22 protein-coding genes and 2 pseudogenes are annotated in these 25,922 nt (G+C 51.3%); 21 read left to right on the forward strand and 3 right to left on the reverse strand.

Features of this window, described 5'->3' with window-relative positions:
- Position 1: 1 nt before the first annotated feature.
- The 21 genes and pseudogenes from MTP36_RS10180 to MTP36_RS10295 all read left to right on the forward strand — a co-directional run bounded on the left by MTP36_RS10180 (position 2) and on the right by MTP36_RS10295 (position 24,476).
- On the forward strand, positions 2-376 hold the full coding sequence (locus tag MTP36_RS10180) for a PrgI family protein (protein WP_249249581.1): 375 nt from the start codon (positions 2-4) through the stop codon (positions 374-376).
- A pseudogene (locus MTP36_RS10185) lies at positions 339-1,808 on the forward strand (VirB4-like conjugal transfer ATPase, CD1110 family); the annotation flags it as partial. The gene MTP36_RS10180 and the pseudogene MTP36_RS10185, both read left to right, overlap by 38 nt.
- Before the next feature lie 547 nt (positions 1,809-2,355).
- Positions 2,356-4,038: a group II intron reverse transcriptase/maturase gene (gene ltrA / locus MTP36_RS10190; RefSeq protein ID WP_249249596.1), complete on the forward strand. Its 1,683-nt coding sequence runs from the start codon at positions 2,356-2,358 to the stop codon at positions 4,036-4,038.
- 73 nt (positions 4,039-4,111) lie between these two features.
- A pseudogene (locus MTP36_RS10195) lies at positions 4,112-5,047 on the forward strand (VirB4-like conjugal transfer ATPase, CD1110 family); the annotation flags it as partial.
- Entirely contained in the window at positions 5,044-6,777 is a 1,734-nt protein-coding gene (locus tag MTP36_RS10200) for a C40 family peptidase (protein WP_249249605.1), read from the forward strand. The pseudogene MTP36_RS10195 and the gene MTP36_RS10200, both read left to right, overlap by 4 nt.
- Positions 6,778-6,790: 13 nt before the next feature.
- The gene (locus MTP36_RS10205; RefSeq protein WP_249249615.1) at positions 6,791-7,057 is read left to right on the forward strand and encodes a DUF4315 family protein; all 267 of its coding nucleotides are present in this window, start codon (positions 6,791-6,793) and stop codon (positions 7,055-7,057) included.
- Positions 7,047-7,772: a DUF4366 domain-containing protein gene (locus tag MTP36_RS10210; RefSeq protein ID WP_249249634.1), complete on the forward strand. Its 726-nt coding sequence runs from the start codon at positions 7,047-7,049 to the stop codon at positions 7,770-7,772. Before MTP36_RS10205 ends, MTP36_RS10210 begins: the two co-directional genes overlap by 11 nt.
- Positions 7,773-7,872: 100 nt before the next feature.
- A complete protein-coding gene (locus tag MTP36_RS10215; protein ID WP_249249639.1) occupies positions 7,873-9,915 on the forward strand; it encodes a DNA topoisomerase 3 in 2,043 nt (680 codons plus the stop codon).
- On the forward strand, positions 9,915-10,802 hold the full coding sequence (locus MTP36_RS10220; RefSeq protein WP_249249641.1) for an LPD16 domain-containing protein: 888 nt from the start codon (positions 9,915-9,917) through the stop codon (positions 10,800-10,802). The genes MTP36_RS10215 and MTP36_RS10220 overlap by 1 nt, the downstream gene beginning before the upstream one ends.
- Positions 10,803-10,810: 8 nt before the next feature.
- Positions 10,811-11,326, forward strand: a complete 516-nt coding sequence (locus MTP36_RS10225) for a YodL domain-containing protein (RefSeq protein ID WP_249249651.1) — start codon at positions 10,811-10,813, stop codon at positions 11,324-11,326.
- Positions 11,316-11,519 (forward strand): transposon-transfer assisting family protein, encoded by a 204-nt coding sequence (locus tag MTP36_RS10230; RefSeq protein WP_249254423.1) that lies wholly within the window; start codon positions 11,316-11,318, stop codon positions 11,517-11,519. Before MTP36_RS10225 ends, MTP36_RS10230 begins: the two co-directional genes overlap by 11 nt.
- 172 nt (positions 11,520-11,691) lie before the next feature.
- Entirely contained in the window at positions 11,692-12,039 is a 348-nt protein-coding gene (locus MTP36_RS10235; protein ID WP_097772434.1) for a DUF6054 family protein, read from the forward strand.
- 1 nt (position 12,040) lies between these two features.
- On the forward strand, positions 12,041-12,427 hold the full coding sequence (locus MTP36_RS10240; RefSeq protein ID WP_055187002.1) for a DUF2500 domain-containing protein: 387 nt from the start codon (positions 12,041-12,043) through the stop codon (positions 12,425-12,427).
- Positions 12,428-12,461: 34 nt separating this feature from the next.
- Positions 12,462-13,184 carry an AAA family ATPase gene (locus tag MTP36_RS10245; protein ID WP_249249669.1) on the forward strand — a complete coding sequence of 241 codons (723 nt, stop codon included), beginning with the start codon at positions 12,462-12,464 and terminating at the stop codon, positions 13,182-13,184.
- A 21-nt stretch (positions 13,185-13,205) separates the two neighbouring features.
- Positions 13,206-14,141 carry a hypothetical protein gene (locus MTP36_RS10250; protein WP_097779475.1) on the forward strand — a complete coding sequence of 312 codons (936 nt, stop codon included), beginning with the start codon at positions 13,206-13,208 and terminating at the stop codon, positions 14,139-14,141.
- Between the two features lie 65 nt (positions 14,142-14,206).
- Entirely contained in the window at positions 14,207-14,641 is a 435-nt protein-coding gene (locus MTP36_RS10255; RefSeq protein WP_015536782.1) for a hypothetical protein, read from the forward strand.
- Positions 14,642-14,670: 29 nt separating this feature from the next.
- Positions 14,671-14,916 (forward strand): CPCC family cysteine-rich protein, encoded by a 246-nt coding sequence (locus MTP36_RS10260; protein WP_097779474.1) that lies wholly within the window; start codon positions 14,671-14,673, stop codon positions 14,914-14,916.
- 119 nt (positions 14,917-15,035) lie between these two features.
- A complete protein-coding gene (locus MTP36_RS10280) occupies positions 15,036-22,310 on the forward strand; it encodes a DEAD/DEAH box helicase family protein (RefSeq protein ID WP_442900191.1) in 7,275 nt (2,424 codons plus the stop codon).
- Positions 22,307-22,639 carry a plasmid mobilization protein gene (locus MTP36_RS10285; RefSeq protein ID WP_005930840.1) on the forward strand — a complete coding sequence of 111 codons (333 nt, stop codon included), beginning with the start codon at positions 22,307-22,309 and terminating at the stop codon, positions 22,637-22,639. Before MTP36_RS10280 ends, MTP36_RS10285 begins: the two co-directional genes overlap by 4 nt.
- 108 nt (positions 22,640-22,747) lie before the next feature.
- Positions 22,748-23,026 (forward strand): hypothetical protein, encoded by a 279-nt coding sequence (locus tag MTP36_RS10290; RefSeq protein WP_156061902.1) that lies wholly within the window; start codon positions 22,748-22,750, stop codon positions 23,024-23,026.
- Positions 23,027-23,087: 61 nt separating this feature from the next.
- A complete protein-coding gene (locus MTP36_RS10295; protein ID WP_249249716.1) occupies positions 23,088-24,476 on the forward strand; it encodes a relaxase/mobilization nuclease domain-containing protein in 1,389 nt (462 codons plus the stop codon).
- 262 nt (positions 24,477-24,738) lie between these two features.
- Here the strand turns inward: MTP36_RS10295 and MTP36_RS10300 are convergent, their stop codons facing one another.
- Genes MTP36_RS10300 through MTP36_RS10305 form a run of 3 tightly spaced genes read right to left on the reverse strand, consistent with a single transcriptional unit; the run spans position 24,739 to position 25,816 of the window.
- Complete coding sequence (locus MTP36_RS10300) at positions 24,739-25,200, reverse strand: SMI1/KNR4 family protein (protein ID WP_015536776.1); 462 nt, start codon at positions 25,198-25,200, stop codon at positions 24,739-24,741.
- Positions 25,201-25,216: 16 nt separating this feature from the next.
- Positions 25,217-25,405 (reverse strand): HNH endonuclease signature motif containing protein, encoded by a 189-nt coding sequence (locus MTP36_RS16080; RefSeq protein ID WP_353963858.1) that lies wholly within the window; start codon positions 25,403-25,405, stop codon positions 25,217-25,219.
- Between the two features lie 15 nt (positions 25,406-25,420).
- Positions 25,421-25,816 (reverse strand): hypothetical protein, encoded by a 396-nt coding sequence (locus tag MTP36_RS10305; RefSeq protein WP_015536775.1) that lies wholly within the window; start codon positions 25,814-25,816, stop codon positions 25,421-25,423.
- Between the last annotated feature and the right edge of the window lie 106 nt (positions 25,817-25,922).

Genomic DNA, 25,922 nt, shown 5'->3' on the forward strand with positions numbered 1-25,922 from the left:
CTTGGCTGCGTATATTTCCGTTCCCCGTGACCTGACGAAAGTGAAGTCAAAGGTCGCATTCAACCTGACCAAGCGGCAGCTTGTCTGCTTTGGCACAGCGGCTCTCATTGGAGTGCCGCTGTTTTTTGTTCTCCGGGACTCTGGCGGCAACACTGCTGCCACCCTCGGCATGATGGCGGTGATGCTGCCGGCGTTCTTCCTTGGGATGTACGAAAAGAACGGCCAGCCCATGGAAAAGCTGCTGTCGTACTATGTGCAGTCACGGTTTCTCCGCCCGAAAATTCGCCCCTACAAGACCAACAATTACTATGCGATTTTGATGAAGGGAGGCGTGACCAATGATCCCGTTTTGGAAAAAGGCCGGCAAGCACAGTAAGCCGCAGTCTGTGCAGAAGCGCAGGCAGAAAGCAAAGCCTGCTGTTCCCCGCACGGCACAGGAGAGCATCCCGTTTCAGCGGATGTTTGAGGATGGCACCTGCCGGGTGAAGCCCAACTACTACACCCGCACCATCCAGTATCAGGACATCAATTATCAGCTTGCCCAGCAGGAGGACAAGACTGCCATTTTCGAGGAATGGTGTTCCTTCCTCAACTTTTTCGACAGCTCTATCAAATTTGAGCTGTCCTTTGTGAACATGGCAACCGACAGCACCGAGTTTGAAAAATCCATCCGCATCCCGTTCCAGAAGGACGGTTTTGACGATGTGCGTGCCGAGTACAGCCAAATGCTGCGCCAGCAGCTTGCCAAGGGCAATAATGGTCTGACCAAGACCAAGTTCATCACCTTTGGCGTGGGGGGCGAAAGCATGGCGCAGGTCAAGCCCCGGCTCGACCACATCCAGAACGACCTGCTGAATAACTTCCACCGACTGGGGGTGCAGGCAAAGCCCCTGAACGGTGCCCAGCGGCTGAAGCTCATGCACGATATGTTCAACATGGACGGTGCCAGCAAGTTTCACTTTGACTGGAAAGACCTCGTGAAAAGCGGACTTTCCGTGAAGGATGCCATTGCGCCCACCGCCTTTGCGTTCAAAAACAGCCGCACCTTCCAGATGGGCGGTATCTTCTGCGCCGCCAGCTTTCTGAGCATCACGGCATCCGACATCAGCGACCAGCTTTTGAAGGACTTTCTGGACATGGATTCCAGCCAGATCGTCACCATGCACATCCAGTCCGTTGACCAGAACCGTGCCATCAAGACGGTGAAGCGCACCATCACGGAACTGGACAGAAGTAAGATCGAGGAACAGAAAAAAGCCATCCGTGCCGGGTATGATATTGACATTATTCCGTCGGATCTGGCAACTTACGGACGGGATGCGAAAGCCCTGCTCAAAGAGTTGCAAAGCCAGAACGAGCGGATGTTCCTTGTCACTTTTCTGGTGCTGAACACCGGGCGCACGGAGCAGGAGCTGGAAAACAACGTCTTTCAGGCCAGCTCCATCGCCCAGAAGCACAACTGCAATCTGTGCCGGCTGGATTTTCAGCAGGAACAGGGCTTGATGAGCAGCCTGCCGCTGGCGGATTGCCAGATCGAAATTCAGCGGGGACTGACCACCAGCAGCACGGCGATTTTTGTACCCTTTACCACGCAGGAGCTGTTCGACAACGGCAAGGAAAGCCTGTATTATGGCTTGAACGCCCTGTCCAACAATCTTATCATGGTGGACCGGAAGAAGCTGAAAAACCCCAACGGTCTGATTCTCGGCACCCCCGGTTCCGGCAAAAGTTTCTCGGCAAAGCGTGAGATCACCAACGCTTTTTTGGTGACGGACGATGATATTATTATCAATGACCCCGAAGGCGAGGTGCGACACGAAGTCGCGTAATGTATTGTGTATAAACACTGCTCTATCCATTTGGAGTAACCCTACTGTGACCTGCACTGGTCAAAAGCCGGCGTTGGGAAGCTCACAGGACAATATGGGAAATCTGCCAGCCTAAAGCGGATGTACTGTTAGGGTAAAGAATGCTATGTCGAACGTAATGTGAATCATCGTAAGGATCGTTACAGGGAATAGGTGAAATAAGGCTGATACACCTACACCAAAAGGTGTTGGAGGTGGCCGAGGGGCCTTTCGCTACCCCGAAGCAAATGGACACAAATCCTCCCGGTTCAAAGATGGCGGCTAAGGCATTCGAGAATTATGCATTACGTGGAACGTGGAAAACCCTATGCGTTCCTTGAACAAAGGTATCGACCTCGCAAGAGGAAGAAATGGCGCAGAGGGTATGAGATGGAATAAAAAGCGAAAGGTTCACTGTAACGGTGAGCATAGGGGTTCAAAATTTGCCCTGACCTGAAAGGGTGCTGACTTATTCCGGGTATTTCATGGCAAGATTGGAGGTATTCCTGTGAACGATAAGTATTCAACGACGGAAGGTAAAACTTCTGAGAAGCTGTCGGACGAAGCTATGTTGAGTGCCCAATGGAAAAACATTGACTGGCATAAGGCAGAGCGGGAAGTCAACAGGCTACAAATCAGGATTGTCAAGGCAACTCAGCAAAAAGACTACAACGCAGTAAAACGACTTCAGTATCTTCTGACACATTCCTTTTACGCCAAAGCACTGGCTGTCAAGCGTGTCGTAACCAACGACGGGCGCAGAACTCCCGGTGTGGATGGTGTTCTCTGGAACACTCCGGCGAAGAAAATGGCAGCGGCTCTATCGCTGACAGATAAAAGGTATCGTGCACGTCCTCTCCGTAGAGTGTATATCGAAAAGAAGGACAAGAAGAAAAAACGTCCGTTGGGGATTCCCACGATGTATGACCGCGCAATGCAGGCTCTTTATGCTTTGGCACTGGAGCCGGTGGCGGAAACAACAGCAGATGGGAAATCCTTTGGTTTCCGAAAAGGAAGATGCGCACAGGATGCCTGCGAATATCTGTTCAATGCACTGTCGCGCAAGCACATTTCTCCGAAGTGGGTTTTGGAGGGTGACATCAAAGGTTGCTTCGACCATATCAGCCATGATTGGCTTTTGGCGAACATCCCCATGGACAAGAACATTTTGAAGCAGTTCTTAAAGGCAGGATTTATCTATCAGCGCGAACTCTTTCCTACCGAGGAAGGAACTCCGCAAGGTGGTATTATCTCCCCCATTCTGGCGAACATGACGCTGGATGGTATCGAGAAGAAGCTGGTCGAACGCTTTCACACGAACGCGCTCGGTAAGGTCGATTCAAGATTTAAGAATGCCCACAAAGTAAACTTCGTCCGCTATGCAGACGATTTTGTGGTCACAGCGGCAACACCTGAACTGGCTCTTGAAGCAAAGGAGCTGATTCGAGAGTTTCTCGCTGAACGCGGATTGGAACTTTCTGATGAAAAGACCGTTGTCACCAACATTGACGATGGTTTCGACTTCCTCGGCTGGAACTTCAGAAAGTATAACGAAAAGCTGATTATCAAGCCTTCCCAAAAGGCGGTTAAGGCTATCGTTTCCAATATCTCTGACACGATTCTCCGCAGAGGAAAAGCGTGGCAGCAAGATGTTCTGATTATGAAGTTGAATGAACAAATTCGAGGTTGGACTAATTACCACCAGTCCGTATGCGCAAGTGATGCGTTCGCGCATCTGGACTATGTCCTGTACGAACTGCTGTGGCGATGGGCTAAAAGACGGCACCCAAAGAAGAACAAGTGGTGGATTTCCACGAGATACTGGCATCGTGTCGGTAATCGGAACTGGGTGTTCTCTACGGAAAACAAGGAGCTGATACGGGTGGACAGCACAGCCATTGTGCGACATACCAAGATAAAAGCTACTGCAAATCCGTTCCTCGATGAGGCGTATTTCCAAAAAAGGAAATTCGATAAAGGAATGCACCGGCTGACTGGAAAATTCAAGATGATTTGGAAAAACCAGAACGGACTGTGCTACCACTGCGAAATGCCGATGGATGTAACGGAAGAAAGAGAAATCTTCTACCTTGCACCAAAGGCAAAGGCTGGCATGGAAGATGTTCGCAATATGCGCTACGTTCATTGCACCTGTCAGCGTATTTATGCTGAGAACCGCTTGAAGAAGTGATGAAATGCTTGAGCCGTATGACGGGAAACTGTCATGTACGGTTCTTAGGCGGGAAGGCGGTGGTAACACCGCTGACCCAGCCGATTATTCACCTCTGGTGAACCGGCTGAAAGGTCAGGTCATCAAAATCAGCCCCAATAGCACCCAGTTCATCAACCCCATGGACATCAACGCCAACTACTCCGAGGAAGATAATCCGCTTTCCCTGAAAGCCGACTTTATCCTTTCCCTCTGCGAGCTGGTGGTGGGCGGCAAGGAGGGTCTGCTGCCGGTGGAGAAAACCGTCATTGACCGCTGTGTGCATCTCATTTATCGCAAATATTTTGCGGACCCCTGCCCGGAGAATATGCCGGTTTTGGAGGACTTGTACAATGCCCTGCTCCAACAGGACGAAAAAGAAGCCCATCATGTTGCCACGGCGTTGGAAATCTACGTCAAGGGCAGTCTGAACCTGTTCAACCACCGCACCAACGTGAATGTTAATAACCGCATCGTCTGCTACGACATCAAGGAACTGGGCAAGCAGATGAAGAAGCTGGGAATGCTCATTGTGCAGGATCAGGTGTGGGGGCGTGTCACAGCCAACCGCAGCAGCGGAAAGTCCACCCGGTATTATATGGATGAGATGCACCTTTTGCTGAAAGAGGAGCAGACCGCCGCTTATTCCGTGGAGATCTGGAAGCGTTTCCGCAAGTGGGGCGGCATCCCGACTGGTTTAACGCAGAACGTGAAGGACCTTCTTTCTTCTCGTGAGGTCGAGAATATTTTTGAAAATTCCGACATGATCATTATGCTGAATCAGGCGGCAGGAGACCGGCAGATCCTCGCAAAGCAGCTCAACATCTCACCCCATCAGCTTTCCTATGTGACCCACTCCGGCGAGGGCGAAGGGCTGCTGTTCTTCGGCAATGTCATTCTGCCTTTCGTTGACCGTTTCCCGACTGATCTGGAACTCTACCGCATCATGACCACCAAGTTGGGTGAAGTTTCGGAGGGCGCACAGAAATGAGTGAACCGAAGCTGAACATCAAAGAGGAATCGTCCGCCAAAAAGACCCGTTCACCCCCGAAAAAAGCCAAGGTGGAGCAGACGCTGCCCAAAAAGAAGAAACTGAAAACCGACGCAGATAAAGCTGCGGAAAAGACGCAGCATCTGCGGTTTGGCAAGGCGGAACTGACCCCGGACGAACTGAGCCGGTTGAGCAAGGCGCAGAAGCGGGAGATGTACGCCGCCCATGCCGCCCGGTCTGCGGTGCATCGGGAGGTTGACCAGTACAAGGACGACAATGTGGGCACGCAGGCTCTGAGCGAGGGCGAAACGGCGGCAGGAAATGTCCGGGATATTTCCAAGAGCCGCTATGCCCGGAAGCTCAAAAAGAGAGCTAAAATGCAGGGCAAGAAAGGTGCCCGAACCGCAAAATCTTCCGTGCAGAATCCGACTTTTCCACAAGATGCAGGCGCATCCGGCACCAGCGAGGACGGTTCCAACTGGCTTTCCCGGTGGCGGCAGAAACAGGACATCCGGCAGAGCTACTATGCCGCCGCCCGTTCGGGCACGGCGGCGCAGACCGCCGGCGGAAAAGCGGCATCCAACGGTGCATCTGCTGCCCGGTCCAGCGTGGAACAAGCCGTAGAGAAGGGCAAAACTGCCGTCAGCACCGCCGTAAAGGGGCTGATGAATGCCGCTAAAGGCAACGCACACGTTCTGGTGATCGTGGGCGTTTTTCTTTTGCTCATTCTTATGGTGATGTCGGGCTTTTCCTCCTGTGGAATCCTCTTTTCCGGCGGCACGCAGGTATCCGGGCAGACCATGTATTCTGCCGAGAATCGGGACATCCGGGGCGCAGAGCAGGACTACAAGAAGCTGGAAAAGGAACTGGATAAAAAGATCAAGCGCACCCCCACCGACCACCCCGGTTACAACGAGTATCAGTACCACCTTGACCCCATCGAGCACGACCCGTGGCAGCTCACTTCGTTCCTGACCACCCTGTATGACGATTACACCCGGTCGGAGGTGCAGGGCAAGCTGAAGGAGATCTTCAAAAAGCAGTACAAGCTCACCACATGGGTAGAGGTGCAGACCCGGTATATGACTGTGTGGGTCATGACTCCCGCAGGAATCCCAATTCCTACGCAGGTGCCCTATGAGTATCGAATCTTCCACACCAAGCTGGTGAATCGTGGCTTGGAGGTGGTCATCCGGGAGGAGCTGAACAACGACCAGTGGAAACGGTACGAGATCTTTCAGGACACCTTGGGTGGCAGACCCTATCTTTTTAATGGCGGTCTGCCGCCCGGTGGCTCGGACGGTTCCGGCACACCGGGCATCGACTATACCGTTCCGGCAGAAGCCCTGACGGACAGCGAGTTCGCCGCCATCTACAAGGAAGCCCAAAAGTATGTGGGCACACCCTACGTCTGGGGCGGCTCTACCCCGGAAACCGGGTTTGATTGTTCCGGCTACGTCTGCTGGGTTTATAACCAGAACGGCTATGATGTAGGGCGCACCACAGCCAACGGTCTTTGGCAGAAAAGCCAACACATTTCCGAAGCCGAAGCAAAGCCCGGTGACCTTGTTTTCTTCGAGGGAACGTATGATACACCGGGGAAAAGTCATGTGGGCATCTACCTCGGCAACGGTATGATGGTCAGTGCCGGAGACCCCATCAAGTACGCAAACATTCACTCGTCCTACTGGGAGAAGCATCTCGCTGGGTTCGGACGGCTTTCAAAATGATTGGAGGAGTTTTATGAGCGAAAAATCGGATAAGCTGCGGGCGATGCTGGAAAAAGAGAAGGAGCGCCGCATCAAGCTGAACAACCGCATCGAGATTCTGGAGCGGCGCATTCAGGAGGAAGATTCCGCCGAGGTCAACGAGATGGTGCGGACTGCAAAGGTCACGCCGGAACAGCTTGCTGCCCTGCTGCGGCAGTCGGCCACCACTACCCCGAACCCGGCTGCGCTGTCTGCTGTGGGTGCAACTTTTGAGAAGGAGGTCGATGTAGATGAAGATTAAGAAACTGGGTGCGCTGTTGGTATCGGCGGCACTGTGCGCTGGCATGGCGGCTCCCGCTTTTGCTTTTGAGGGAGAAGCTGCCCCGGTGGAACAGCCGATTCTGCCGGAAGTGATGGAGGAAGATGTTGTCACCATCACGGACGAAACCTCTGGTGCCCTGACCCCGGAGGGCAACCTGACGCTGGTGGACGACTACCACACCAACTATTCCGATGGCAGTGGACAGCAGTTCATTACGCTGGTGTCGAAGTCGGGTGCGACTTTCTATCTGGTGATTGACCGCAACGCCAAGGGGCAGCAGACCGTCCACTTTATGAACCTTGTGGACGAAGCCGACCTTCTGGCTCTGATGGAGGAAGATGCTGCCGATGCCTATACCGCTGAAAAAGAAGCAGCGGCGCAGGCTGAACAGGATAAGCTGAAAGCCGAGGAAGAAGCCAAGAAAGCCGCAGAAGAAGCGGCGGCATCCGGCGAGGAACAGCCCAAGGAAAACAAGGTCACAAAGATTGCATCCGGCTTTCTGGGCGTAGTCGTGCTGATTGCGCTGGCGGCAGGCGGCGGCTTCTACGCTTTCACAAAGCAGAAGCAGAAAAAGCAGGCCGAAAAAGAAGCCCTTGACCCTGATGCAAACTACACCGAGGACAAGGGCGACTTCGAGATTCCCACCGAGGACGAGCCGGAGGAACCCGGTGAGGAAGATACCGAACCCATCTGATTTTAAGGCGGCATTTTGCCGCCGTACATATCCAAATGAAAACAGATTGGAGGGAACGCTTATTTTAATTCTAGTTGTAGCAGAAAAGCCCTCGGTTGCCATGTCCTACGCCAAAGTCCTCGGTGCCACCAACCGCAAAGACGGTTATCTGGAGGGTAACGGCTATCTGGTAAGCTGGTGCGTTGGTCATCTGGTGGAACTTGCCCCACCCAATGTCTACGATGCCAAGTACACCAAGTGGAGCATTGCAGATCTGCCCATCCTGCCGCAAAAGTGGCAGTATCTGGGATCTGCGTCCACCAAAAAACAGTTTGGCATCCTGCAAAAACTGATGCACCGCCCGGATGTCGAGAGCATTGTGAACAGTTGCGATTCCGGACGGGAGGGAGAACTGATCTTCCGATTGGTCTACCAGCAAGCGGGCTGCAAGAAGCCCTTTTCCCGCCTGTGGCTGTCCAGCATGGAGGAAACCGCCATCCGGGAAGGTTTCGCCCATCTCAAACCGTCAACTGAATACGATGCGCTGTACAATGCAGCACTCTGCCGGGAACGCGCCGACTGGATGGTCGGCATCAATGCGTCCCGGCTTTTTTCATGCCTGTACAACCAGCCCTTGGCGGTGGGGCGTGTTATGACCCCGGTGCTTGCCATGACGGTGGTGCGGGAAGCTGCCATCGCTGCCTTTGTGCCGGAGAAATTCTACACGGTGGATCTGGAACTGACCAGCGGCTGCACGGCATCCAGCCGCCGCATTCCTGAAAAATCCGTTGCAGAAAACCTGCTGGAAGCCTGTCGAAGGGAGATGGTGGCAACGATCCAGCGCATCACCCGCAAGGAAAAGTCTGAGAATCCGCCGCCGCTGTACGACTTGACCACCCTTCAGCGGGATGCCAACCGCTTGCTGGGGTACAGCGCACAGCAGACGCTGGACTATGTGCAGAGCCTGTATGAGAAGAAACTTACCACTTATCCCCGAACTGATAGCTGCTATATCACCGACGATGACGAGGAGATGCTGGAGGAACTGACCGAGGAACTGGAAGTTTTTCTCGGTATTACCCCGGAGGATATGGACGAGGCTGTGCCCCGGACACGGCGCACCGTCAACCGGGAAAAAGTCACCGACCACCACGCCATCCTGCCCACCCGCAGTATGCTACAAGCTGATCTGGAAGCGCTGCCCAAAGGCGAGCAGAACGTCCTGAAGCTCATCATCGCCCGGACGCTGATGGCGGTCAGCAAGCCATTCCGCTATCTGGAAACACTGCTCACCACCGAATGTGCCGGGGAGGAATTCTCCGCCAAGGGCAAGGAGGTTCTGGAGGAAGGCTGGAAAGCGGTGGAGCGCAAGGTGCTGGCAGACATCCTGAACCGGAAGCAGGAACTCACCGCCCTGCCCAATGCAGCAGAAAACGAATGCGGCATCCTCAATGCCGAACTGAAAGAGGGGCAAACGTCCCCGCCGAAGCATTTTACTGAGGACACTCTGCTGCACGCTATGGAAACCGCCAGTGCAGACAGTATGCCGGAGGGCGTGGAACGTCAGGGCATCGGTACTCCGGCAACCCGTGCCGCCACCATTGAAAAGCTGGTGCAGAAGGGCTTTCTGGAACGGAAAGGCACCAAGAAAACCAAGGTGCTTCTGCCCACCGACAAGGGCAAGGCGTTGATTACTGTGATGCCCGAAGAGATCCAGTCCCCGGAAATGACCGCCGATTGGGAAACGAAGCTGCTGCAAATCGAACGTGGCGAAATGGAGCCGAAAGAATTTATGACTGAAATCAAAGAGATGATCTCCTCGCTGGTAACGACCACCGAGGCCGCGAAAGGAGCGAATGCGCTTATGAAAAACAAAGTGATTGGTGTCTGCCCCAACTGTGGTGCAAATGTTGTGGAGCGTGAAAAGGGCTGGTTCTGCGAGAACCGGGAGTGCCGCTTTGTGCTGTGGAAGGACAATGCGTTCTTCAAGCGTCTGGGCAAGCGGCTGGATTCCCATGCGGCGGACAAGCTGCTGCGGGATGGACGTGTCCGCCTGAAGGACTGCAAGAGTGCCAAGGGCAAGACCTACAACGCCACCGTGCTGCTGTCCTGTGAAACCGATGGCCGCAGCAAGTTTTCTCTGGAATTTGAGGGTGGACGCTAATGGAACAGAAAACGGAAGCTCTTTATCTCATCAATGGGGACAGATTTCTGCATCTGCGTGAAAATGGCGCAGGGGTCGGCTTTGCCACCTACGACTGTGCCACCAGTGAGCCACAGGAGTTCGGGCAGATCTCCAAGCAGAATCTGCCGCCGGATGGCCGCAATGCCATTCCTGCCGCCCGGAACTGGTATCTGTTTGAGCTTTCCAGCGATGACCGCAAGGCAATTCAGGAGGTCAGCTTGCAGCACCTTGATACCATTCCGCAGTCTGGTGTCCGCAGGCGGCGCATCTGGGAGCCGGAAACGCTGCCGAAGGATATTCGTCTCATCAACAGCCACTATGATGACCTCTATCGCATTCCAGATGGCGGCGTGATTCAGGTGGATTACCCGGATGGGCGCAGTTTTACGGCACGGATGGAACATCTGGATGATTATCACTTTGACATGGGCGGTCTGGGCAATGTGTTCCACATCTGCCAGTTTGCCGAGGTCATGGAACGGAACCATGCCGACTTCTACCCGGAAATTCAGACACAAGACGAGCAGGCTGCATGGGAACTGGGCGGCAAAGGCTACCTTGCCATCCAGTCCTGTGAGGATGGATGGGACTACACCCTCTACCACAGCGATTATTCTGTGATGGACGGCGGGCAGCTGGGTGCCCCGGAACTGACCATTCAGGAAGCCCGTGAGCAGATTCTGGAAGCACACCACATGGAAAAGGGTCGGCGGCTACTGCAGGACTACGATGCAGTCATGGATAAAGTTGCGGAAGCCGAGGAACTGAGTGCAGACCATCGCCCTTCCACACTGGAAAAGCTGGCAGAACTGGCAAGTGATGCGTCTGCGCCAAAATCCTCTGCACGTTCTGCACCGGAACTGTGAGGTGGACGATGCAGCAAAAATGGAACCAGAATTTTGACGATGAACCCATGACGGACATCCCGCAGAAGTTTCTGAACGCAGGGTGCGATGTTTATATGGTGATGCAGCTGCGGCATGACGAAAAAATCCTCGATGAAAGATTTGCTTCCATGCGGGAACTGCATCGTCAGGGCAAAACGCCAGACCCGGAGCATTACGAGGTCACCTACTATGCTGATCTGCCCGCCATGTGGCAGGATGTGCCGGACAACGAGGTTCTGGAAGAACTGTTTCAGATGTTCAACCTCTCCCGTCCGCAGGATTTTGAGGGGCACAGCCTGTCGGTCAGCGATGTGATCGCACTTAAACGCAATGGCGAGGTGTCTGTGCATTATGTGGACAGCATCGGCTTCAAGGATTTACAGGGGTTTCTGGACAAGCAGCCGGAACGCCCTTCGGTGCTGATGAATCTCAAAGAGAAGTGCGATGCCCCGGAGTGCAACCCCACCGTCTGCAGGAAAGCGAGGGATGGACATGAACTTTAACCACGAAGAGCGGATGCTGATGATGCTCTACAACACCGGCACCCGGATGGGGCTTATCCACGAACTGCGGCTGATGCAGTGCTACCTGATGCCGGATGAAACTGCCCTGCGGGAACTGTCGGAGGGTGTTATCGAAAAGCTGAAACTGCTGACTGATGCGGAGTTTGCCGAACTGGAATTTCCACCGGACTGATTTTTGCCGCCTACGGGCGGCGTACATAAAGTATTTTGTTCTTCCAAAAGATATGCTATAATCAAATTAGACAAAATTCCTCTCTTCAAGCGATTTCTCCGCAATTTTCCTGTGGCTCTGCTCGTATCAAGATTAAGGGACTGAATTTTATTGTCAGAACGGAGGAACCATTATGGCAATCTTTGAAAAGACCATCCGAAACAAAAACTTTGACAAGTTGCTTCGGAAGCTGGAAAATGAAATTCCAGACAGCAGTTGGTCGGCAGATTTGGAGGCAGGCAGTGATTTCAAAGAGGGCGATGCTCGGTGCAGTGTCCGGGTGTTTGAACGGTACAGCATGATGGGCGGCAACCGCCTGAGTCTGACACTGACCATGTTCCAGAATGCGGACAGTCCGGTTCGGCTGTCTGCCATCACCGCAGGAGGCAGTCAAGCGGTGTTCTTCAAGGTGAACACCCTCGGAGAAGAATCTTTTCTGGACGATGTAAAAGAGCTGCTGGAAGAGATTCTGGAGGAGTAATATGTTTTTTGGCTGGTTTAACGCTGTGTTCAGCATAGTATTCCCACTTATCTTTTTCGGATTGATGTGTCTATTTATTTTTACGCTGATTTCAAATCTTCGCACATGGAACAAAAACAATCACTCACCCCGTCTATCTATTCCGGCAGCAGTAGTAGCAAAGCGAACTGATATTTCGCATTCCGACACTGCAAATGCTGGAGATTTGTCTGGTGCACATGGATATAGAACCAGCACCTACACTTCCTATTATGTGACCTTTCAGGTAGAAAGCGGAGACCGGATGGAATTTGAAGTGGACGGAAGCGATTATGGTCTGCTCGTGCAGGGCGACATCGGAAAGCTGAGTTTTCAGGGCACCCGCTATCTTGGGTTTGAGCGGAACTAAGTGTTCTCCTACACTATATAGTAAGGAGTGCTGTATGAACGATCTATTTATCCAAGGGCTGACCATCGACTGGAACAGAGTTCGCCCATACAATTATGTTCGTCAGATTCCTGCCATCAGCGGAATCGACACTTTTACATTCCATAAGCCCATTACGTTCTTTGTTGGCGAAAATGGAAGCGGAAAATCTACGCTTCTGGAAGCAATCGCTGTTGCTTACGGCTTCAACGCGGAGGGTGGAACGAAGAACTATTCATTTTCCACATACAACTCCCATTCGGAACTATGTGAGGCTATGACGATTTCCAAGGGGTATCGCAGACCAAAGTTCGGGTATTTTCTCCGGGCAGAGAGCTTCTACAATGTAGCCACCAAGGAAATCGACTATTCCGATGACGATCATCCCTCCAAAGGCTATCACCAAAAATCACACGGTGAAAGTTTCCTCGCTATTGCGCAGGACTACATGGGTGCAGATGGAGTCTATATTTTTGACGAGCCGGAAGCCGCTTTATCCCCGCAGCGGCAGCTCACGTTACTGATCAACATTCATCGGTGTGCCCAAGAAGGGGCGCAATTCATTATCGTATCACATTCACCCATTCTCCTCGGAATGCCTGATGCTGAAATTTTTAACTTCGACAATGGCACGATTCATCCTTGTCAGTATGAAGATACGGACAGCTACGTTATCACCAAAACATTTGTAAATAATCGGCAGCATTTTTTGAACCAGCTTCTGAACGAAGAAACGTAATGCCGGGAAAGGACATTCCTTATGAGTGATTCTACGTTGAAAGAGCTTTGGCAGCAGGTCGCAGAAAAGAAGAACTGTGAAGCAAAGCAGAAAGAACTGACCGCCCAGAGAGATACGCTTGCGGACCGCCTAAAAAAGCTGGAAAAATCCAAGCTGGCAGAACAGGCTGATGTGGATCGTCTGGAGGGGCACAGCCTTGCCGCATTTTTCTATCAAGTGATTGGAAAAATGGACGGAAAGCTGGACAAGGAACGGCAGGAAGCCTATGCAGCCCGTGTCAAGTACGATGCTGCTTTCCATGACCTTTCTTCCGTTGATGCCGACTTGGAGCAGATTCAAAATAGACTGGAACGGCTGTCCGATTGCGAAAGGCAGTATCAAGCTGCTCTTTCCGAAAAAATCAAAAGCATCAAAGTCTCTGCCCACCCTGCCGCACAGCAGATTGTGGAAAGCGAAAGCCGCATTGCCGCACTGAAAGTCCAAAAGCGGGAGCTGCTGGAAGCCATCAACGCCGGAAAGACCGCCTTGCACACGGTCAATGAAGTTCTGGAAACGCTGGATAATGCCGAGGGCTGGAGTACATGGGACGTAATGGGCGGCGGTTTGATGGCTGATCTTGCCAAGTATGAGGAACTGGACAATGCACAGGAGCAGGTGGAACAGCTTCAAGTGGAACTGCGGCGGTTCAAAACTGAGCTTGCCGATGTTGAGATCACCGCAGACCTTCAGGTTGCGGTAGACAGTTTTTTGAAATTCGCAGATTTCTTCTTTGATGGCCTCTTTGCAGACTGGGCAGTTCTGGATCACATCAATCAGGCGCAGAGCAGAGTGGAAAACACCAAGAGCCAAATCAAGCGAGTCCTTGCACTTCTGAAAAAGATGCGCGAAGATGTTGATGTCCAAATCGCTGATGAAAAAGAGAAGCAGGAGCAGCTTGCGGTGGAAACTGAGCTGTAGGTTTGGAGTGTTCGCGTATGTAATATGCTCAACTCAATGAATTGGAAATTTTGGAGATAAAGACTATGAAGAAAAAAGCACCAATAGTGTTCATTATCGTGAGCGTCTTTGCCGTAGCCGCAATCATTATAATTTCGGCGTATAGATCTTCGGAATCCTACAGAAAGGCGAAGGCTGCAATCCAATGGGATTGCTCTGTGTCTTGTACAGAAAAATCAACATCTGCCCAATATGTAATCACTTATTCTAATGTAAAGGTTTCATCCAAAACGGGCACACTGACGATTCAGAATAGGAATGATTTTGAAATTGTGGTGCATTTGCTCTGCGAAGGCGAACAGGAAATCGTATCTGGCAATATTTCTGCGGGAGGCTGCTACTCTTTTGCGAATGTTACGGACAAAGAATATACCGTAGGTATTCATGCGGATGTTGATGCAGCCACCAACATTAAAGTAATTGTATACGACGGAAAAGACACAGAGCCATATACAAATTGACAAGTCGGTGCTTGCGGGGGTGCATCTATTTGAAAAAGTATCAATGTCCATGCTGCGAATGTTTTACTTATAATGTTCCACCAAAGGAAGATTGTGGGTACATTTGCCCAGTTTGCTTTTGGGAGAATGACCCGTTTATTACTTCTGATAGCGACCCCAGTGACTTGAATCATGGAATAACTCTAAACGAGGCAAAAAACAACTATTTGGAATTTGGTGCCTGTGAAAGAAAAATGTTACGTTATGTTCGTCCGCCCGAAAGCGATGAAAAATAGACATTCATCATCAAAACTTCAAAGTCGACGATAACCCAATTATTATATATCCTTGGCGGGCAACCCAAAAACGGTTGCCCGCTATTTTTATACCCTAAAATCTGAAGAAGGAGGCCAAAATGCCAAGCAAAACCGAAGAATACCTTGCCCTTGCCCAGCGCACGGCAAACGGCTTGACCCGGTACTGGGAAAGCTGGACGGATTACCTGACCACCGCATCCCGGCTGTACAAGTACCCCTTTGCCGACCAGCTTATGATCTACGCTCAGCGGCCCGATGCCACCGCCTGCGCCGAATTTGACATTTGGCGCAACCGGATGAACCGCTATGTCAGGCGTGGCTCTAAGGGCATCGCCTTGCTGGACGAATCCAGCGGATTCCCGCGCCTGCACTACGTTTTCGATGTGTCGGACACCGGGGTGCGCCGCAATTCCCGTGACCCGGAGGTGTGGCAGCTCGGTCCCGATTTGGTGCAGCCGGTTTCAGAAATGCTCGCCGCCACCTACGGCATCAGCGGAGAGCGTGTCAGCCAGCAGCTTGCGGATGTTGCCGGGAAACTGGTGGCAGATTACTGGGACAACAACAGTGGTGACATTCTCGCCATCGTTGACGGTTCGCTGCTGATGGATTATGATGAAGCCGGGGTGGAGATGCAGTTCAAGTCCGCTGCCGCCATCAGCGTCACCTACACGCTGCTGGAACGTTGTGGTTATGAGCCGACAGGCTGGTTCGACAAGGACGATTTTCAGGCAATCTACAATTTTTCCACCCCGGATGCCGTCTACACCCTCGGCGCAGCCGTCAGCGACATGAGCCGGGAGGTGTTGCGGAACATCGAGCGCACCGTAAAAACAACCATTCGCCGCCGCAATGCAGAAAGGAGCCAATATGAATACGAACAGCAGGAACGTGACCTACTCGACCGTCGGGGACTACCAGCTCCCGAACCTGACCCTGAACCAGCCCCGGAAGCCGCTGGGCAAGTACGGCAGGCTGCGCCGGACGTACCTGATGAACCATCGCCCGGTGCTGTACAACACGATGCTCCTGAACGGGAGCCTGTACCCGCACCTGATGGAGGTGGAGCAGACGGCAGAGAGCCAGATGCAGCAGACCATGGAGCAGCTTCTGAAACAGAACCCGGCTCCGAACAAGGAACAGCATCAGATGGGGTGGGTGCAGCACATGAACAGTCTGAAAGCACAGGCCGAGGAACTGGTGCTGAACGAACTGATTTACAGTTAAGTTTCTTCGATGCCCACATCCCTACCGAAGCTGAACAAATTGAAACTATCGACCAAGCGGAGAGCGAAAAATCGCCCTCCGCTTTTGTTTTGTCGCAGGCGGAGATTGAAAATGCGCTGCGGAGAGGTTCCAATGTTGAAGGCAGCAAACTTCGGATATGGAAAATTTATCAGTTGCAGCCTGACCGAAAACTCCGGGCAAAAGCTCTTGCCAACGAATATGCACCGTATGGCCCCGGCGGTTCTTCACACACTTATCTGGACGGAAGCAGTGGTTGGCTTGACCATGACAGCAAGGGTCTGACGTTTGAGCATTATCCCGACCATCAGAAAGTGCTTCTCCGCTGGGATCGGGTCGAAAAATATATTGACCTGATGATTCAGTCTGACCGCTACCTGTCGGACAAAGAAAGAAGAGCCATCGACTTTCCCCTTGAACTGAACGCCGCCAGTGCAGCCGAATACACTGCATTAAAGGCGCAGCACCCGGATACTCTGGTTGGATTTGAAGCTGGCGGCAATTTTATGTTCTATGGAGAAGATGCTGCCAAGGTCGCAAAAGTTCTCAACAGTGCTTTATTTACGAGAGAAACAGCACTGGGCGAAGTTCAGGTCACAGGCTTTCCACCTATCTTATGGGCAAGAAAGTCAAAAGAATTGTGGTCTGCGGGCAATGATGTTTACCTTGCCGGATTGAACAAAGATGGGACTCATCACCAGACTAAACATCTGCACAAAGAGGACTATCTGCCCATCGGCTCCATCATCAATATGGATGGCCGGAAATTTCGGATTGACGGAGTGGATTTTGATAAGGGCAAGGTTTCCTTGCAGGATATGGCACTGGCCGACCTGCGGATGCCAATTTTTCGGGAAGAACCGCTATCTGTTGTCCGGGAATTGTACGAACAGCAGGACGAGGCCCTTGACGCTGCTCCCGAAAAGGCCGTTGATTACAAGGTCGGTGACAATGTTATCGTTGATCTTCCTACCCAAACCATCGAAGGAACAATCGGCTATGTGGGTGAAACGGATGTTCGCATCGACACCAGCGCACAGGGGCAGTCGTGGGATAACGAAGTTATCAATAAGCAACAATTCGAGGAGGGCTTGCGGCAGAACGAACCAAATGCTACCCGGCCAGTTCGTACTGAAAAAACGGTTGCCGTATACCCCGCCAAGGAAAACAATCTGCCGTTTGACATTGTAATTCAGACGATAAGCACAGAATCGCCCACAGTCGAAGCGGAACATTCTGCACCGGAGCCTGCCGGGAACTTCCACATCACGGACGATCATTTGGGCGAGGGTGGCGCAAAGCAGAAATATGCCCGGAACATCGAAGCTATCCGTACCCTGTTCAAGCTGGAAGAGGAGCACCGGGGTGCCACCGCCGAGGAGCAGCAGGTGCTTTCGCAGTATGTGGGCTGGGGCGGTCTGGCAGACGCTTTTGACCCCGGTAAAGATAATTGGGCAAAGGAATACGCCGAACTGAAAGGACTGCTTTCCGAGGATGAGTACGCTGCTGCCCGTTCCAGCACCCTGAACGCCCACTATACCAGCCCCACCGTCATCCGTAGTATCTACGATGCCGTGGAACGCATGGGTTTCCACAGCGGTAACATTCTGGAACCTAGTATGGGCGTGGGCAACTTCTTTGGAATGCTGCCGGATACCATGCAGGACAGCCGCTTGTACGGCGTGGAACTGGACAGCATCACCGGGCGTATTGCGAAAAAACTGTATCCGCAGGCTGACATTACCGTGGCTGGCTTTGAGACCACTGACCGCCGTGATTTCTACGATTTGGCGGTGGGCAACGTGCCTTTCGGTCAGTACAAGGTCAACGATAAGGCGTACAACAAGTTGGGATTTAGTATCCACAACTACTTTTTCGCCAAGGCCATCGACCAAGTGCGTCCGGGCGGCGTGGTGGCGTTCGTCACCAGCCGTTACACCATGGACAGCAAGGACAGCACCGCCCGCAAGCACATGGCAGAGCGTGCCGATCTGCTGGGTGCCATCCGTCTGCCGAATAATGCGTTTCGCGCCAATGCTGGCACGGATGTTGTCAGCGACATTATCTTTTTGCAAAAACGTGACCGCCCCATTGACCATGAGCCGGACTGGGTGCAGTTGGGCAAAACAGAAGATGGCTTTGCCATCAACCAGTATTTCGCAGACCACCCGGAGATGGTTCTGGGCGTACTCTCCACCGAAAGCACCCAGTACGGACGAGAGGAACTGACAGTTGCGCCCCTTGAGGGCATCAGCCTTGCCGACCAGCTTGCAGAAGCGGTGCAGCACATCGAGGGGCAGTACACCGCCGCCGAGATGGACACTCCCGACATTGCCGAAGAAGAAGCCGCCCGGCGCACCCTGCCTGCCGACCCGGAGGTCAAGAACTTCTCCTACACCGTGGTGGACGGTGAAGTGTTCTACCGGGAAAATTCCGTGATGACACAGGTGGAACTGTCCGACACCGCCAAGGGGCGTGTCACCGGCATGGTGGAACTGCGGCAGATCGTCAACGAACTGATTGACCAGCAGTTGAACGACTACCCGGACGAGGATATTAAAGCGACACAGGCAAAGTTGAACGCCGCCTACGATGCCTTTACCGCAAAGTACGGTCTGCTGAATGACCGCAGAAACGGGCGGTTGTTTGAACAGGATTCCTCCTATTATCTGCTGTGTTCGCTGGAAAATCTGGACGAGCAAGGGCAGCTTAAATCCAAGGCGGCGATGTTCACCAAGCGCACCATTCGCCCGGAACGCACCGTCACCAGCGTGGATACGCCAAGTGAAGCGTTGGCGGTGTCCATCGGGGAACACGGCAAGGTGGATTTGCCCTATATGGCAGAACTGCTGGGCACACCCGACGAGTACGGGCGCATCACCACTGAATTGTCTGGTGTGATCTTCAAGGACCCTGCCGCCGACCCCACCGACCCGGAAGCGGGCTGGCAGACTGCGGACGAATACCTTTCGGGTAATGTACGCGATAAGCTGCGGATGGCACAGCTTGCTGCGGAAAGTCACCCGGAGTTCAAGGTTAATGTGGACGCACTGACCAAGGCACAGCCCAAAGATCTGGAGGCATCTGAAATTGATGTGCGTTTGGGTGCCACATGGCTTGACCCCTCTATCGTACAACAGTTTATGATGGAAACTTTTCAGCCGCCCTATCGTATCCGCTACAACAATGCCATCACCGTTCGCTACTCCCCTTACACTTCCGAATGGCGGATCAGCAATAAATCTGCTACTGGCTTTGGTGACATTATGGCCACTGAAACCTACGGTACCCGCCGAGCCAACGCTTACAAGATTTTGGAGGATACCTTGAATTTGCGTGACAGCCGCGTTTATGATACCATCGAGGAGAATGGGAAAGAAAAGCGTGTGCTGAATCAAAACGAAACCACCCTCGCCCAGCAGAAACAGCAGGCCATCAAGGACGCATTTGCTGGCTGGGTCTGGAAAGATCCACAGCGACGCGCCCTACTGGTAAAAAAGTACAACGAGCTTTTTAATAGCACCCGCCCCCGTGAATACGATGGTTCCCACATTCATTTTGCGGGCATGAACCCGGAGATCAATTTGCGAGAGCATCAGCGCAATGCGGTTGCCCATGTGCTGTATGGGTACAACACCCTTTTGGCGCACGAAGTCGGTGCTGGCAAGAGTTTTGAGATGGCGGCTTCCGCTATGGAACTGAAACGTCTGGGCTTGTGCCAGAAAAGTCTTTTTGTCGTGCCAAACCATTTGACGGAACAATGGGCCAGCGAGTTTCTACGCCTGTACCCCAATGCGAAGCTGCTGGTCACCAGCAAAAAAGATTTTGAACCCGGTAATCGCAAAAAATTCTGTGCGAGAATTGCGACCGGTGACTACGATGCAGTTATCATCGGACACAGCCAGTTTGAAAAGATACCCTTGTCCGCAGAACGACAGGAGCGTCTGATTCAGGAACAGATGGATGAAATCGAGGAGGCCATCGAAGAAGCGAAAGCGCAGGTTGGCGAGCATTTCACGGTAAAGCAGCTGGAAAAGTTGCGCAAGTCTCTGAAACAGAAACTGGAAAAACTGCAAGGCGCAGACCGTAAAGATGATGTGGTTACGTTTGAACAATTGGGCGTAGACAGGTTGTTTGTGGATGAGAGCCAAGCGTTTAAGAACCTCTACTTGTACACGAAAATGCGTAATGTCGCAGGTTTGAGTACGAGCGAGGCACAAAAATCCAGCGATATGTTCGGCAAGTGTCGCTATCTGGATGAAATCACCGGTGGCCGTGGCGTGATTTTTGCAACGGGTACACCCCTGAGCAACAGTATGACCGAGATGTACACCCTCATGCGCTACCTCCAGTACAACACCTTGCAGCAGAAAGGGTTGACCCATTTTGATGCGTGGGCTTCTACTTTTGGTGAAACTACTACTGCCATCGAACTTGCCCCAGAAGGCACCGGATACCGTGCGCGCACTCGTTTTGCGAAGTTTTTCAACTTGCCTGAACTGATGGCGATGTTCAAAGAAGCGGCAGATATCAAGACCAGCGACCAGCTTCATCTCCCGGTGCCTGATGCAAAATTTGAAACGGTGGTGGTCAAGCCTTCGGAAATCCAACAGGATATGGTGCAGGCATTGAGCGAACGTGCAGCCGAAGTCCACAGCGGTTCTGTTGACCCTTCTGTGGATAATATGTTGAAAATTACGTCGGATGGCCGCAAAATCGGTCTTGATCAGCGGTTGATGAATTCCGCTCTGCCCGATGACCCCAACAGCAAGTTAAATGCCTGCGTCAACAACGTCCTGCGCATCTGGAACGACACCAAGGAGCAGAAGCTGACCCAGCTGATTTTCTGCGATATGTCTACTCCAAAGGGTGACGGTTCGTTCAACGTCTATGACGATATTCGCACCAAGCTGCTCAACGCCGGTGTGCCCGAACAGGAGATCGAGTTCATCCACAACGCAGATACAGAGAACAAGAAAGCAGAACTTTTCTCCAAGGTACGCAGCGGACAGGTGCGTGTGTTGCTGGGCAGCACTGCAAAGATGGGAGCTGGCACCAACGTCCAGACGCTGCTTGTGGCGGTGCATCATCTGGATGTAGGCTGGCGTCCGTCTGATATGACCCAGCGCAATGGCAGAATCATCCGTCAAGGCAATCAAAACAAACAAGTGTACGTCTATAATTACGTCACGGAATCGACATTTGACGCCTACCTCTATCAGACCCTTGAGAATAAGCAGAAGTTTATCTCGCAGATCATGACGAGCAAATCGCCTATGCGATCTTGCGATGATATTGACGAACAGGCTTTATCTTACGCAGAAATCAAGGCTCTGTGTGCAGGCGACCCTCGCATCCGGGAAAAGATGGATTTGGACGTGCAGGTGGCAAAATTGAAAGTTCTGCGCGGTGACTTCCAGAATCAGAAATACCGTCTGGAAGATAAGCTGCTCAAGACATTCCCGGAAGAGATACAGAAACAGAAAACCCGCATTACTGCTTTGCAGCAGGATTCACAGATTGCAGCAGCACACCCGCAGGACAAAGAAAACTTCTGCGGCATGACCATCAAGGGCATGGTGTACGATGACAAAAAGGCTGCAGGCGAACGGCTGCTGCTGGCTCGGCAGGAGATGCCCAATGCTGATATGATGCTGCTGGGCACCTACCGTGGCTTTGAACTGAACATTCGATTCGACAGCTTCAAAAATGAGCATCAGGCCGTACTCCGGGCAGAGTTAAGTTACCCGGTGTCGCTGGGCGATGATGCGCGCGGCAATATCACTCGTCTGGACAATGCCATCGACAATTTCGCTGACCGTATTGCAGATGCCGAAAATGCTCTGCAAAACCTTGAACAGCAGAAGCAGGCCGCAGAGGTCGAAGTGGCAAAGCCCTTTGCACAGGAGGAGGAACTGGCCGAAAAGTCTGCCCGCCTTGCCGAACTGAATGCTCTACTGAATATCGACCGTGACCGCAGTTCCTCGCAGGATGCTCCCGAAGAAACCGAGGAAACCGAAACGCCCGCAATTCGTCCGTCTGTGCTGGCTGCACTGGGGGAAAAGACCAATCAGCCGGAGCCTGTCAAACCGTTCCGCAGCTACTATGATAAGGATGGTGATGCACGATGAAAGAGAAGCGGGATGAAATCATCATCCTGCGCCTGACCAAAACAGAAAAGAACCGCATCTATGAAAAGATGTTCAGCATGGGCATCCGCAGCCTGAGTGCCTATATCCGCAAAATGGCATTGGATGGATACTGCCTGAATCTCGATCTGCCGCAGCTACGCCGAATGGCTTATCTGCTCCAGAATTGCAGCAACAATCTGAATCAGTACGCCAAAGCCGCCAATGAAAACGGTCGGGTCTACGCCGCCGACATGGAAGATCTGCGGCAGCGTCTGGATGAACTGATTGACATTGGCAAGCAAATTCTTTCCAAGCTGGCAGAGCTATAAAAATTCCCGCAGTTGGAGGACTGCGGGTGTACATATAACGCTTGACATCCTTGCAACGTAGTAGTCGATACCTTTATAATAAGGGCGAACAGAAAGGAAGTGCTTGATATGATGTCTATGCTGAAGAAAATTGCTCTTTTCCCGATTTCTCTCTTTGTGGCGTTTCTAGCTCTGATGGCAAGGTGGCTGCTAACCCTGTCCAGCTATGTAGTTGCTCCGCTGATGCTCTACATCTTCGGCTGCGGCATCTACACTGCTTACCGTCAGACTTGGAATCAGTTCTTTATCCTGCTGGTGGCCGAGTTCATCTGCTTTGTCCTCTTTTTCGGCGCAACTGCCATCACCGAGGGCATCGGGCGGTTCAGTGAGTGGTTGGCCGAACTGTAAGGAGCATTTTCAACCTTTTGCCGCCTTCGGGCGGCTTTTTCTTTTATGGGGGTGATTTAGGATGGCCGCGACACGGCTGATCGCGCTGCACAAAAACAAAGGCAAGTCGGTTGCGGCCTGTCTGAAAAGCCGCACAGACTATGTACAGAATCCCGACAAGACTGAGCATGGTGAACTGATTAGCAGCTACGAATGCAGTCCTTTGACGGTGGATGAAGAATTTATGCTGTCCAAACGGCAGTATGAACTTGTCACTGGGCGCAGACAAAAAAGTGACGTGATTGCCTATCAGATCCGGCAGTCGTTCAAACCCGGCGAGATCACCGCCGAAGAAGCCAACAAGGTGGGTTATGAGCTGGCAATGCGTTTCACCAAAGGCAAGTATGCGTTTATCGTTGCAACCCACACGGACCGGGAACACATTCATAATCACATTATCTACAACTCCACTGCGTTGGACAGCACCCGGAAATTCCGGGATTTTTTATTGTCCGGGCTGGCTGTGCAACGGTTGAGCGATCTGATCTGCTTAGAGCATCAGCTTTCCGTCATTGAGATAAAACCCTATCGGGAGCGGCAGAAGCGCACACTTTATCCGCCCAAAGAAAGCAATCGTGACTGTCTATGCGGCGTGATCGACAACATTCTGGCGAAAAAAACCAAAGACTACGAAGATTTTCTGCAAAAGCTGGAGCAGCAGGGATACGAGGTCAAGCGAGGGAAATACACCTCCGTCAAAGGCACACGGCAGAAACGATTCATCCGGTTCCGCACTTTGGGCGCAGGATATAGTGAAGAAGAACTGAAAGCTGTTATCTCTGGGGAAGCCGAACACCATCCCCGGCAGAAGCAGAAGCGCATCGTACCGGAACAAAAGTTTCAGATGCTGGTGGACATTCAGGCAAAGCTGGCCGAGGGAAAGAGCATGGGGTATGCTCGCTGGGCAAAGCGATATAATCTGAAAGAAATGTCCAAAACGCTGATTTTCTTACAGGAGAACAAAATCGGAAGCATTGAGGAAATGCAGGAGCGTATAGATGCTGCTACTGCTCGCTATCATGAACTAGGCGATTCAATCAAGGCAGCAGAAACGCGCATGGCCGAGATTGCTGTTCTGCGAACGCACATCGTTAATTATGCCCGGACACGCCCGGTCTATGATGCCTACCGCAAAGCCGGGTATAGTAAGAGATTTCTGGACACCCACCGGGAAGAAATCACGCTGCATAAGGCCGCAAAAACTGCTTTTGATGAAGCCGGATTGAAAAAGCTGCCAAAGGCTAAGGACTTGAGCATCGAATACGCTGAACTTCTGAAAAAGAAGAAAGAAGCATACCCGGACTATCGTAAGGCACGAGATGAGATGCAGGAGTTGATGAAAGCTCAGAAAAATGTAGAGATGTTCTTTGCAGAGGAAAAAAGTACAACCGAAAAAGGACAAGCACGATAAACGAAATCCGCCGAGGATCCTTCCCGTTTTTTCGGGAGGAGTCCTCGGCGGATTTTTGCTTTTTAGCGAATCATCTTATAACCATTACCAATTCAAAATACTTAACGGATGGCAAATAACTTCTTATATTGCCTTATTCATTTATCGGACTTTCCCACAGTTTTTGCAAAAGTTCGTAAGAATCATTTAAGTTCCCACAATCCGGGCAATACCATCTTCCGTCCGGTATCGGATCAACTGGCGAAAGTATTTGACTTTGAAATTATTTTTTTGAAAAATCTCTGTACTGATTTTCGTTGATTGTCCAGTAAGGATCACCTCCATTTTTAACAATTTCTTCAATGAAATTTAGTATATTTCCAACACATACAAATTCATCTGTTGAGCAACAGTCCCCCGCATAAAGATACTCTTTTTCTATGTCATCCACGTTAATGACAATATCATATCCCATCCAATATCCAATTTTCCATGCCGACCGACATAATAAATTATCATTACTAAAATGGAACGAAAGAATTTCCTGAGCATCAAATAAGCAATAGTCTCCGCTGTGATAAAGCGTCAGTCCATTACATCGCTTCAGAAATTCAATATAATCAGCTGGAATATGTCCCATTTCTTTTTTTAAGTGTTCCAATATCATATCATCGGTTGGTGGATTTAATAGAGCATCTAAATGCGCATGATTCAGATGCTCTATAACTTTATCTAAACCATTCATTCCAGTCTACCTCTTTTTAATATTGTGCCCACCATGTAGTAAATTGAGTGTGAATTGCTTTTGGAAGGGGAATCAAATTGCTATTCACACTTTTCCCACCATATTTCAAGGGCTTTATATGATGAATTTGAATTGGAGTTGCTATAATGCTATAAATTAGAATATTATGAAAGCTCGCCAGACATAAAATCTGGCGAGCTTTCACTTTTCCGTAATGGGATTAGATTGCTGTAGAGCTTGATACAAAAAGATAGATAATGAAAATGCACCACAAAACAACTTCAGCGATTATCAAATACTTCAAGTGTTGCTGCAATTTTTCAGGGACAATTTTTCCCTTTTTCAAAAAAGCGAAAATTGAATCTCGCGCTTTATCGACATCTTCCTGATTGACTTCCAGTTTTAAATGGAAATTTTTTCCAAAAAGGAGCTGGTGCATCCCATAATATATTGAAAGCAATATCAAAAATGAAGTGACGCTTACGAGTGCTGGCTGGGTCCAACTTATTGCCATAGCTTCTGCCGATGTAAGATCTCTGTAAAAAACAATATCACTTAAACCGGCTACAAACAGCAGAAAATTCCAGCCCAAAAATGTATATAAAGTTTTCTTCATTGTCTATACCTGCAAAACCGTATGCGTTAGCCACCAACAGCTTGGTAATAATCAGTATCCGTCCGGAAAGGTGTGGACGCTCCACTATTATAGTACGACATAGTCT

The sequence above is a fragment of the Faecalibacterium sp. I4-1-79 genome (assembly GCF_023347235.1).
Lineage (GTDB): Bacteria > Bacillota > Clostridia > Oscillospirales > Ruminococcaceae > Faecalibacterium > Faecalibacterium tardum.